Genomic DNA, 10,868 nt, shown 5'->3' on the forward strand with positions numbered 1-10,868 from the left:
TACGGACGCCACGCCTTCATTATTCGTAACTTTGGAAGCTTATTGGCAGGCCAGGCACTCTTCGTAATCAGTGCGCGGCGTGTCCATCTTTTCGACGGCTTCCTTGGCTTCGGCGCCGGCGTGCGAGGCGCGCTGGACCGACTTGGAGCGGAGATAATAGAGCGACTTCAGGCCCTGCTCCCATGCCGTCCAGTGCAGCATGTGCAGGTCCCACTTGTCGACATCGCCGGGCAGGAAGATATTCAGCGACTGCGACTGGCAGATTTCCGGCGTACGGTCGGCCGCCAGTTCGACGACCCAGCGCTGGTCGATTTCAAAGGCGGTCTTGAAGACGGCCTTTTCGTCTTCCGACAGGAAGTCGAGATGCTGGACGGAGCCTTCGTGCTGGACGATCGAGTCCCACACTTCCGAAATGTCCTGGCCCTTTTGTTCCAGCAGATCGACCAGATAGGGGTTTTTGACGGCGAAGGAGCCCGACAGGGTCTTGTGGGTATAGATATTGGCCGGGATCGGCTCGATACCCGCCGACGTGCCGCCGCAGATGATCGAGATCGAGGCGGTCGGCGCGATGGCCAGCTTGTGCGAGAAGCGCTCCATGACGCCGCGCTCTTCGGCGTCCTTGCAGGCGCCCCGCTCGTGGGCCAGCAGAACCGACGCCTTGTCGGCTTCGCGGCGCAGATGCTTGAACAGACGCATGTTCCACGACTTGGCCATGGCCGACTCAAAGGCCACGCCCTGGCTTTGCAGGAAGGAGTGGAAGCCCATCAGGCCGAGGCCGACCGAACGTTCGCACATAGCGGAATAGACGGCCGCGTCCATGGAGTTCGGCGCGGTCTGGATGAAGTCTTCCAGGACATTGTCGAGGAAGCGCATGACGTCCTCGATGAACATCGGCTCATTACGCCATTCGAGGAAGGTTTCGGCGTTGACCGACGACAGGCAGCAGACGGCGGTGCGGTCCTCGCCGCGATGGTCCGGCCCGGTGTGCAGCATGATTTCCGAGCACAGGTTCGACTGGCGCACCTTCAGACCCAGCTCGCGCTGGTGCTGCGGCATGGCGCGGTTCACGGTGTCGGAGAAGATCAGGTAGGGTTCGCCGGTCTGCAGGCGGATTTCCAAGATCTTCTGCCACAGCGAACGGGCGTCGATATAGCGGATGATTTCATCGTTCTTGGGCGAGCGCAGGCCGAAGGGCGCGCCGTCCCGCACGGCTTCCATGAATTCGTCGGTGATGCCGATGCCGTGGTGCAGGTTCAGGGACTTGCGGTTGAAGTCGCCCGAGGGCTTGCGGATTTCGAGGAATTCTTCGATTTCCGGGTGGAAGACGTCGATATAGACGGCGGCCGAACCGCGACGGAGCGAACCCTGGCTAATGGCGAGGGTCAGAGAGTCCATGACGCGGATGAAGGGGATGATGCCGGAGGTCTGGCCGGCGCCCTTGACTTTTTCACCGATGGAACGGACGCCGCCCCAGTAGGTGCCGATGCCGCCGCCATTCGAGGCCAGGGCGACGTTTTCGTTCCACGTGCCGACAATGCCTTCCAGGTTGTCGGGCACGGCGTTCAGGAAGCACGAGATCGGCAGGCCGCGCGCGGCTCCGCCATTCGACAGCACCGGCGTGGCCGGCATGAACCACAGCTTGGAAATATAGTCATAGACGCGCTGGGCGTGGTCGGCGTCGTCGGCATAGGTGGTGGCGACGCGGGCAAACATGTCCTGATAGCTTTCGCCCGGCAGGAGATAGCGGTCGTCGAGCGTCGTCTTGCCGAAGTCGGTCAGCAGCGCATCGCGCGACGGATCAGTAACGACCTTGCGCACCAGCTTGAATTCCGGCCGGGCCTTGGGCCGAACCACGGTCCCCGTCTTGTAAGCCGTCGTTTCACGCTTCGCCGCTTCACTCGATGACATAATCTACCCTCAAACGGTATGCCGGCGTCCGCACTGGATGCCCTGTTAACGGTCTGTTCATAACTAAATGTAGTGTCTGAACCGCCCAACCCGTCGATATATGGGGATTAAGTTGGTAAATCCGTCAAGCGGTCATGGCTATGTTTTCGTGGACTTTTTCGTTAATAAACTCTTAATTTCGGGGTTTTGGCAAGTCGCTCAAGGGGTTGCGACGCGGACGCACAAATTTCGCCTGAATCACGATTCCTGTGAAAGAATCATGACACGGTCTGGGCCGGACCTTCGGACAGGTAGCGGTCAAGTCTGTTGTGGCGATCGACCAGCACGACACTGGGGATAATCGGCTTGTCGGTGAGCTCAAACCCCATGATGATGATCTGTTCGGCTTCGCTGATCAGGTGCGCGGCCGCACCGTTCATGGCGATGACGCCCGAATCGCGTTCGCCCTTGATGACGTAGGTCTCGAGCCGGTGGCCGGAGGTGTTGGACACGACCAGTACGCGCTCGCCTTCCCAGAGGCCTACTGCCTCCATCAGCGCCTCGTCGATGGTAATCGAACCGATATAGGCAAGGTTGGCCTCGGTGACGTAGGCATTGTGAATCTTGGAACGAAGCAGGTGACGCATTTTACTTGTCTCGACAAAAAACAGGATGCGTTGCCTTACGGTGCCTCATCCACCTCGTCCACCAGGAAAATCTCACCGTCGTAGTCAACAATGTACAGGTTAGACATGTCGTCCTCGCCAAAACTGGTCATCATGCCGATCGATCCGGCGGACGGCACAAAAGCGTTGGTCCGATCCGTGAACTGCGCACCGGTCAGGGTCGTCCCCTGCACGATGGATGACGCCGGCAGCGACCACAGGCGGCGATTGATGAAATCTCCAAAGACATAGTGGCCGCGCAGGGCCACGACCGGACCGCGATAAACATAGCCGCCGATTACCGTGCGCCCCTGCAAAGACCCCGTGCCTTGCGCATAGGCGATAATCGGCTCAGTCAGGCCCGTCGTCGATCCGGCGCCAAAGGGCAAGGTGCCCTCACGAATATTCCAGCCGTAATTGAGCCCCGGATCGGCGGGACGGGCAAGATTGACTTCTTCCATCGCGCCCTCGCCGACATCACCAACATAGAGGTTTCCCGTCATCCGGTCGAAACTGTTGCGGAAGGGGTTGCGCAAGCCCCAGTGCCAGACCTCCGGCGCGCCGCCGCTGCCCGATGCGAACGGATTGCTGGCGGGAATGGCATAATCGCGGTTGGCGTCGGCCGGATAGGCGTCGCTGCGAGGATCGATGCGCAGAATCTTGCCAAGCAGGGAATTGGTATTTTGCGCGTCGCCTTCGGGATCTCCGGCGCCACCGCCATCACCGACGGCGACAACCAGATTCCCGGCAGCGTCAAAGCCGATCCAGCCGCCATTATGGTTGTTCCTGTCCGCGTGCGGAATCGACAGGATGATGTCGCCTGTGCCGGCCGCCGCACCACTGCTGACCGTAAACTTGCGGACCTGCACCGCCCCGTCCTTCGCGGTCAGGCAGACATAGAGAATACCGCTGGTGGCGAAATCCGGCGCCAGGGCGGCGCCCAGAAGGCCACGCTCTCCGTCTATCGAAACGTCACTTCGGACATCGAGAAAGTTACCGGCTTCGGTTACGCCGGTTACCGGGTCATGGACCTTGATCAGGCCGTTCTTTTCAACCACCAGAACCCGGTCAGACCCGTCCCCGCGGCCGAGCACAAAGACGGGTGACGCGAAGCCCTGCCCAATTCGCCGGGTCGAAATGCGTCCCGCCCGGTTCTCGACCGTGATGGTGACGGCACGGGAACTGGTGTGAGTTCCGTCCGAGGCCGTGACGTTCAGTTCGTAGACATTGTCCCGGTTGGCGTCCGCGGGCCATTCGAAGTTCGGCGCCCGGGCAAAGGTGACCGCGCCGGTCGTCGCATTTATGGTGAAATCGGCCGCATCCCCACCGGCGCCCAATCCGTAAGTCAGCGTCCCGCCGTCGGCATCGGTGGCCGTTACCGTATAGACGGCGCCGACCGTGTTTTCGGCCGCCGTAACCGTGCCTGCGGAGCTGACGACCGGTGCGGATCCGCCACTTCCCCCGCCGCCAGAGCCGCCGCCCGATCCGCCGCCGCAGGCCGCGAGCGCGACGCACATTGCTGTCAGAGAGATTCGCGAACCGGACTTCATGGCGGGCTCCATGGCGGGCGTTAACCCGCCACCTATAGACCTCGGCTTGGCGGTTGCGAAGCCGTCCGGCGATCACAAGCGCGTAAGGTAAAGACAGGCCCTAGTCGTGCCAGAGGTCGGTAATATCGCCCTTGCGGTTCAGCATGTGGACGGCGCGCTTGATCACCGTCAGCACGGATTCTATGCGTTCGTCCTGTTCGTAGGTCAGGGCGGCGCGGTGCATGCCATCGAGCGCGAAACGGGCCAGGTCGCGGCTGGCCTGGAACCGGGCATCGCTGCCGGCCATGATGAACCCCGGTGTGGCATTGCCCATGGCGCCGCGATCAAAGGCTTCCTGAGCGGGACGGATCGACTTGGCGACCTCCGGGTCCTGACGGGCGGCGCGTTCCAGCGCCAGGAAGGCTGCGAAGGGCACGGAGCTGAGCAGGCGCCAGTAGGCATCGATGGCGCCGTCCAGTGCATCCTGGCCGGGCTTCAGCTTCTTGGCCTCGGCCTCGAAGGCGGCTTCGCGCGCCGCCTGGATGTGCCACGCCGCCGCCTCGACCAGGTCTTCGCGGGTCGGAAAGTGGTAAAGCATGGCGCCGCGCGTCAGGCCGCAGGCTTCGGCGATGGCAGCGTTACCGGCACGGTCGTAGCCCAGTTCCGCGAACAGGCGCATGGCGGTTTCGAGGATCTGGACCCGCGTGCGGCGTGACTTGGGCGTGTCCTTGGAAGGACTGTTATCACGCACTTGCGCAGGCTTTTGTCGATCGCTCATTACAGATTTTCCTTAGCCCGCTTATTTTCCGTGGCAGGGAAATGCGGCCCCTTCCTTTAAAATAAAGGCATTCGGAGGCTAAGGCAAGCATAACAGCGGTGATAATTATATAATTTCGACACACCTGTCATTTTGTGCGGCGCAAACAATGCAGCCCGGAGGCGGTCGTTCGCATTGTGCCTCGCCTTTGTCGTGTCGAGTGGCATCGATATGCCGGGGGATGCATATACGCGGACTTGCCAAGCCGGAAGGAAATAGGGCATTTAGACCGCCGGGACCAACCCTATCCAAGGCATACACTTTGCGTATCTTGCTGGCCACCGATGCGTGGGAACCCCAGGTCAATGGCGTTGTAACGACGCTGAAGCGCACGATCGAAGAGTGCGAGAAGCTGGGTCACGAGTTCAAGATCGTCGACTATAACCAGTTCAAGACGATTTCCTGGCCGGACTATCCGGAAGTCAAGCTGGCGCTTGGCTGCTACGAAGAGGTGCGCGAGATCATCCAGGACTATGAGCCGGATGCCATCCACATCGCCACCGAAGGGCCTGTGGGCTTTGCCGCGCGCCGGGTCTGCCAGGAGTGGAAGCTGCCGTTCACGACCAGCTACCATACCAAGTTTCCCGAATATGTCTCAGCACGGCTGCCCATTCCCCTGAGTGTCGGCTACTCGATCATGCGCTGGTTCCACCGGCCGTCAGGACGGGTGATGGTGGCGACGCCAACGCTTCAGAACGACCTGGAATCGCGCGGGTTCCGCAATATCTCGCCGTGGACCCGCGGTGTCGACACCGTCATGTTCCGGCCGGGTCTTGAGCCGATCAATGGCGATCTGCCGCGCCCGATCATGACCTATGTCGGGCGGGTCGCGGTCGAAAAGAACATCGAGGCCTTCCTCTCGCTCGACGTACCCGGCACCAAGGTCATAGTCGGCGGCGGCCCGCAGCTGGAAGAACTGAGGGTCAAGTACCCGGACGCGGTTTTTGCCGGTCCGCGCTTCGGTGAAGAACTGGCGCGGTACTATGCCGACTCCGACGTCTTCGTGTTCCCGTCACTGACCGACACGTTCGGCCTGGTCATTATCGAGGCCATGGCGGCCGGCACGCCGGTAGCGGCCTTTCCGGCGCACGGACCGATCGACCTGATTCCGGGCTCCAATGCCGGCGCCATCAACGACGATCTGAAGGTGGCGATTGAAGAGGCATTGAAGCTCGACCGGAAGGCCGTGCGCGCCTATGCCGAGAAGTTTTCGTGGCGGGCATGCGCGGAGGAATTCATCCGCAATCTCCAGCCCTACCCGGAACCTGCGAAAACCAAGCTGTGGAACCGGCTGCGGCAGATGACAAAACGCAAGCCGAAGCGGGCATAGCTCCCGTTCCGGTGGTTGAGGTCTGTGGCCCCAATCCTTAAACCAAAAGAAAAGGCCTGCCCTTTTTGGGGGCAGGCCTTTTCTTTTGGTATTTGAAGATTGTGGGGTCGCAAGAATCGGTCTTTGGCCCCACACCCCATAAGTAGGAGCTACACCAGCCGCTTGCGTATCTGCTGCGACAGGATGTCGATCAGCGTCACAGCCACGACAATGATCAGCGCGATCGCCGACACCTGGCTGTAGGCAAAGCCGTTGAGATTATCGAACAAAAGCTGGCCGATGCCGCCGGCGCCGATCAGGCCCAGGACCGTCGCCGAACGCGCGTTCGATTCAAAGCGATAAAGCGCGAATGAGGTCCACAACGCCGCCACCTGAGGCACGACGCCCCAGACGATCTCATGCAGTTTGGAACCACCCGTCGCCCGCACTCCCTCGACCGGCGCCGTCTCGATATTTTCCACGGCTTCCGAAAACAGCTTGGCCAGGGTACCGCCATTGCTGACGGTCAGGGCCAGAACCCCCGCCAGGGGACCAAGGCCGACCGCCACGATAAAGGCCGTACCCAGCACGATGTCAGGAAAGGCGCGCATCAAGGCCGTCAGACCGCGTACCGGCTGCACGATCCACGCCGGCGCGATGTTGCGCGACGACAGGAAGCTCAGCGGAATAGCCACCACGATGGACAGCCCGGTCGCCCAGATCGCGATCTCGATCGTCTGCCACATCTTCTGGATATACAGTTGCCAGTCGCCGAAATCCGGATGCAGGAAGTCCTTCAGATAACTGCCCGTATTCGCCGCCTTCGTCACCAGCAGGTGTACACCCGGAATGCCGGCGCCGCGGAAGCTGATGACAAACAGGCTCACGACAACCAGCAACACCAGAAGGTTCGCCAGGCGCGTTGTCAGCGGTGCTGTCGGCGGCGCAAGCATTCCACGCTCGTCTGAACCCGAAGCCATGACTGTCCTTTACTGTGCCGCCGGAACGTCGGCCGGCGCCTGCGGTGTGGTACGCGCCGCCAGTTCCGCCTGTTCTTTCTGGACGGCATTGATTTCGGCCTGGGCCGCCGCAGCGGCCTCCTTGTCATTGGCCAGTTCTGCCTCCTGAAGCGCCACGCGCGCCTCCAGCAGGCGCTCAGGCAGCAGATAACTGGCATCGCTGGGGCGCATAGGCCCCCATTGGAAGGCACGCAGGTTTTCGCGCTGGCGCTCGGCGTCAGGCCCCGTGCCCGATCCATAGGACAGGAAGAAGGAGCGGATCTTTTCCTTGGCGGCCGGATCGAGGTCCTTGCGATAAACGATCACGCCTTTCGGGATCATCGGCGACTGCCAGATAACCTTGATCTTGGCCAGCTTCACCTGGCCCTCCGGTGTGTCCCTCAGTTCGTTGAGCGCATCCGAATTCGCGGTGGCGGCATCTAGCACGCCGGCGGCCACGCTTTCGATATTGACCCCGTGCGAACCCGACTTCACCGTCTTGAAGCAATTGTTCGTATCGACTTTGGCCGGCAGGAACAGGAAGGCCTTGGGCACGATCGTACCCGAGGTCGACTTGACGTCGCCCATGCCAAAGTTCAGCTTGTGGTCGCACTTCAGGATATCGGCGACGGTCACCTTCGAGTCCTTGGGCACGATGACGACACTGGTGTAGCCATCGGTTCCGTCGGGATTGGTGTTGTGCGCGAAAACCTCGGCCTGGGCGCGCTTGACGGCCTCAAGGCCCGAAGCGCTCGAAAAGAAGCCGGCCTGGACCTGGTTGAAGCGCATCGCCTCGATCAGCGAGGTGTAGGACGAGGAGTAGTAGGGCTTTACCTTCAGGCCCGTCTGCTTTTCCATGTCTGCCAGGATCGGCTGCCACAGCCTTTCAAGCTTCTGCGACTTTTCGACCGACAGGATCGAGAAGTTGATTTCCGTGCTCTTGGCCGGTTTGGCCGCCTGATCTTCGCACCCGGACAGCATCAGGGCGCCGGCGCCAAGCGCCATGACGGCGGCAACCTTCACGAATTTAAGCATGTGGTTCTCCCCAATAGGCGTCCTCGATCTCCGCCCCGTAAATATCCTTCAGAATGTCGTCGCTCAGCCCGGCCGCAGGACCGTCGTAGACGATCTTGCCGTCTTTCAGCGCCAGGATACGATTGCAGTAGGTCTTGGCGTAATCGACCTGATGAAGGGTGACGATGACGCCGACCTTGTCGCGCTCGTTCAGGTCGACCAGAAGCTTCATGACCTTGCGCGCCGTTACCGGATCGAGCGATGCCACCGGCTCGTCGGCCAGCACAATCTCCGCCCCCTGAACAATGGCCCGGGCAATGGCGCCGCGCTGCTGCTGGCCGCCGGAAAGCGTGTTGGCGCGCTGGCCCGCCATGGCTGCGACGCCGACATGGTTGAGCGCGCGCATGACGGTCTGCTTTTCCTGCGAAGTCCAAAGGCCCATCAGGCTGCGCAGGCCGGAAATCTTGCCGAGAAAACCCAGGGCGACATTGGTGAACAAAGTCAGGCGGCCGACCAGGTTGAACTGCTGGGCGATCATGCCCATGCGGGACCGGATGGCGCGCACATCTGACGACAGGCGACCGTTTGCCTGGACCGTGCTGCCGAGGACAGTCACCATGCCTTCGCCGCGGTCGATGGTGTGCAGGCCCGAAATCGACCGCAACAGGGTCGACTTCCCCGAACCGGACGGCCCGATCAGGGCAATGCGTTCGGGCGTGGTCATGGAAAAGGAAACGGCGTCGAGCGCCTTGTGAGTCACTGATCCACCCGCCGCTTTCGCCTTGCGGGTAAAGGTCTTGCTGATCGATCTGACCTCAACAAGCGGTGCCGGCATGCAGGACCTCTGACAAACCCTTAAGCATTATGCGAACAGCCTGCACGCAGAGCGTGACTATATGTACCGACGCACAAAAACGTCCGCAGAAGCGGACGGAACTAAAAACAGATAGAAAGACTTATTAGCATTTTCATGACAGTTGCAACCGGATTTGATGCGGCCGCGAGCTTTTGTCTCATGCTGTCCTGGAGTCTCCGGTCTTTCGAGGCAGGATGCAAGCCCTGCGTGTCACCAGGACCGGGGGCCGCGCACAGGCTCGCGCAGGCCACGTGTCCCGGCGGACGGCGTCGGCACGGCGGCGTCTTCGGGGCGCGGCATGTCCGAACGCCGGCGCATGCGCGTCCGTTCCCGCCCTTCTCCCCGCAGCGAGCGGCGCACGGCTTCGAACATCATCGGAACCACCGCCAGAAAGACGCCGGTCGCGTCCGCCAGCCAGTCCATGATGCTGCCGCTGCGGCCAATAAAGGGCTGAATGACTTCGATAATTCCGCCGATCGCCAGGCAGATCAGGACAACGTCCCATTTGCGCATGCGCGGCATGGCCAGAAGGCTCAGGGCGGCCAGGCCGTAGAAGGCCAGGATGTGCGATTCCTTGTCCGTCAGGCCGAACCTTTCCTCGGCGCCGCTGAATGGACCGAAGACGAGAATGGCAACCGTCGCGGTCAGGACCAGCAGGCTGGCGCGGATCAGAAAGGTGATTTTGGCGGCGCGGGACATGTGAACTCCGTTTGCCGATACACTAACGCCTTCACGCCAATTTACGGTAAAAGGGTATGGTAAACGGGCGTTAATCCCGCACCGTCACGCGGCATCCTGCGGCAGTCCGCTACCGGTGGACGGAAGGGTGTCGATATTTCGCATGCCCGCGTCCTTGCGGATTGGCAGGTCCACGACCGGCGCGATCGTCCTGGCCGGCATAGGCTGGGGATCAAGGTGACGCATCATGTCGCTGACCGCCAGGGGGACCAGGCTCCACGGCTCGATGAAATAACGTCCGAACAGGCGGACCGGATCATGGACAAAGCGCACCAGCCACTCCAACCCCGCACGCCCGGTCCAGCGCGGCGGCGTGAAGGTGACACCGGCTTCGTAGTCGAAGGCGCCGCCAACCGGCAGGATGACCGACGCAGGCAGATGGCGATAGTTGCGCTCCACCCAGACCTCCTGACGCGGCATACCCATGCCGATCAGGATCACGTCCGGCGCCTCGACGGCCAATGTATTGAGCAAGGCATCGTTTTCCGGGCCGTTGATATCGAAATAGCCGCTGTGAACGCGCAGGTGCAGGCCTGGATAGCGCGCGACGATACTGTCGTGCGAGGCCTGGATGTGCTCGGGATGGCCGCCGATGTGGAAGACCTTCCAACCCTGGTCTTGCGCCAACGTCCAGAAGGTGTCGCGGAAGTCGAGATAGGTGCAGCGGTGATCCGTCGACAGGCTGTAGCCCAGCAGGCGGCCCCAGGCGATCATCGGCGTCGAATCGATTTCGATCAGGTCCGCGCGCCGATACAGGGCGCGCATCTCCGGATGCTTGTGAAACAGATAGACGCTGTGCAGATTGTGGTTGGCGATGACCGTGCGCACGCCCTTGCCGACGCGCTCGGACACGAACTCCATGACCTGATCCGGTCTTACGACGTCGACCTCGACCCCCAGCAATTTCAGGCGATATGGAGTGCTCATGGTTTCACCATACCCACCTATGCTTGCGATCGCCTAAAAAGTTAAAGTAAACGCTTCCTTAGCGCAGGAATTTGACGGTTTACGAACGCTTTCGCTCAATGGGATGTATGGCCGGCGGCGAAAAACAG

At 61.3% G+C, this 10,868-nt stretch carries 10 protein-coding genes; 1 reads left to right on the forward strand and 9 read right to left on the reverse strand.

The genetic code is table 11. The features are described from left to right. Positions 1–39 precede the first annotated feature (39 nt). From J2X24_RS11475 to J2X24_RS11490, 4 genes are all read right to left on the reverse strand, one after another. On the reverse strand, positions 40–1,908 hold the full coding sequence (locus J2X24_RS11475; RefSeq protein WP_209721349.1) for a ribonucleoside-diphosphate reductase subunit alpha: 1,869 nt from the start codon (positions 1,906–1,908) through the stop codon (positions 40–42). A gap of 257 nt (positions 1,909–2,165) precedes the next feature. Beyond that, on the reverse strand, positions 2,166–2,534 hold the full coding sequence (gene panD, locus J2X24_RS11480; RefSeq protein WP_209721352.1) for an aspartate 1-decarboxylase: 369 nt from the start codon (positions 2,532–2,534) through the stop codon (positions 2,166–2,168). Between the two features lie 35 nt (positions 2,535–2,569). Then, the gene (locus J2X24_RS11485) at positions 2,570–4,102 is read right to left on the reverse strand and encodes a PQQ-dependent sugar dehydrogenase (RefSeq protein WP_209721355.1); all 1,533 of its coding nucleotides are present in this window, start codon (positions 4,100–4,102) and stop codon (positions 2,570–2,572) included. A gap of 100 nt (positions 4,103–4,202) precedes the next feature. Further along, positions 4,203–4,859 (reverse strand): TetR/AcrR family transcriptional regulator, encoded by a 657-nt coding sequence (locus tag J2X24_RS11490; protein ID WP_209721357.1) that lies wholly within the window; start codon positions 4,857–4,859, stop codon positions 4,203–4,205. 301 nt (positions 4,860–5,160) lie between these two features. Here J2X24_RS11490 and J2X24_RS11495 point away from each other — a divergent pair, with 301 nt between their 5' ends. Next, entirely contained in the window at positions 5,161–6,228 is a 1,068-nt protein-coding gene (locus J2X24_RS11495; protein ID WP_209721360.1) for a glycosyltransferase family 4 protein, read from the forward strand. Positions 6,229–6,377: 149 nt separating this feature from the next. Here the strand turns inward: J2X24_RS11495 and phnE are convergent, their stop codons facing one another. The 5 genes from phnE to J2X24_RS11520 form a co-directional block, all read right to left on the reverse strand. Further along, positions 6,378–7,187: a phosphonate ABC transporter, permease protein PhnE gene (gene phnE, locus J2X24_RS11500; protein ID WP_245344641.1), complete on the reverse strand. Its 810-nt coding sequence runs from the start codon at positions 7,185–7,187 to the stop codon at positions 6,378–6,380. Positions 7,188–7,196: 9 nt separating this feature from the next. Beyond that, on the reverse strand, positions 7,197–8,240 hold the full coding sequence (gene phnD, locus J2X24_RS11505; protein WP_209721363.1) for a phosphate/phosphite/phosphonate ABC transporter substrate-binding protein: 1,044 nt from the start codon (positions 8,238–8,240) through the stop codon (positions 7,197–7,199). Further along, complete coding sequence (locus tag J2X24_RS11510; RefSeq protein ID WP_209721366.1) at positions 8,233–9,054, reverse strand: phosphonate ABC transporter ATP-binding protein; 822 nt, start codon at positions 9,052–9,054, stop codon at positions 8,233–8,235. The genes phnD and J2X24_RS11510 overlap by 8 nt, the downstream gene beginning before the upstream one ends. 231 nt (positions 9,055–9,285) lie before the next feature. After that, complete coding sequence (locus J2X24_RS11515) at positions 9,286–9,774, reverse strand: VanZ family protein (RefSeq protein ID WP_209721369.1); 489 nt, start codon at positions 9,772–9,774, stop codon at positions 9,286–9,288. Between the two features lie 84 nt (positions 9,775–9,858). Further along, positions 9,859–10,740 (reverse strand): WecB/TagA/CpsF family glycosyltransferase, encoded by an 882-nt coding sequence (locus J2X24_RS11520; RefSeq protein ID WP_245344642.1) that lies wholly within the window; start codon positions 10,738–10,740, stop codon positions 9,859–9,861. Positions 10,741–10,868 lie beyond the last annotated feature (128 nt).

The sequence above is a fragment of the Asticcacaulis solisilvae genome (assembly GCF_017875235.1).
GTDB lineage: Bacteria > Pseudomonadota > Alphaproteobacteria > Caulobacterales > Caulobacteraceae > Asticcacaulis > Asticcacaulis solisilvae_A.